Raw genomic sequence first — 558 nt, 5'->3', positions numbered from 1 at the left:
TTGGGGACGGTCGCGGTGGTGTCGTCGAAGGGCAGGTCGGCGACGGGGAGGCCGCGGTGGCCGACGGAGCGGACCACGAGTCCCGTCTCGATGGTGCGGACGTCGTCGGTCGCTCGGGCGCGGACGTCGCCGTCCGCCGTGGCGACGAGCTCGTTGCGGGCGACCCGGACGCCGGTGACCCGGCCGTCCTCGCCGAGGATCTCGACGGGGGAGGACGTGAACGCCAGCACGATCCGGCGGCGCTCGGGGTCGTCGGAGGGGGTTCGGTCGGCGAGCACGGGAAGGAGCTGGCTGCGCTGGTCGTCGCCAGCGAGCAGCTCGGGGTCGGCTTCGACGATGACGTCGACGTCGTCGAACGTCGCGAAGCGGTGCGCCGCCGTGCGCTCGAGCTTGTCGGTCGTGACGACGAGCACGACCCGCCTCGACTGCGCGATCGCCTCGCGCTTCACCTGCGCGTCCTCCCAGCCCGCGACGGTGAGCCCCGACTCGGGCGACGCCGCGCACGCGCCGAGGATCGCGACGTCGAAGCGCGTCTCGCGCACGGCCTGCAGCGCGCCG

At 74.4% G+C, this 558-nt stretch carries 1 pseudogene; it reads right to left on the bottom strand.

The features are described 5' to 3' along the window. Positions 1–558 (bottom strand): annotated as a pseudogene (locus ACFQUU_RS29450) (hypothetical protein); the annotation flags it as partial.

The sequence above is a fragment of the Herbaspirillum sp. GCM10030257 genome, from assembly GCF_042666555.1.
Classification (GTDB): Bacteria; Pseudomonadota; Gammaproteobacteria; order Burkholderiales; family Burkholderiaceae_D; genus Noviherbaspirillum.
This window is presented reverse-complemented; position numbering and strand designations above follow the sequence as displayed.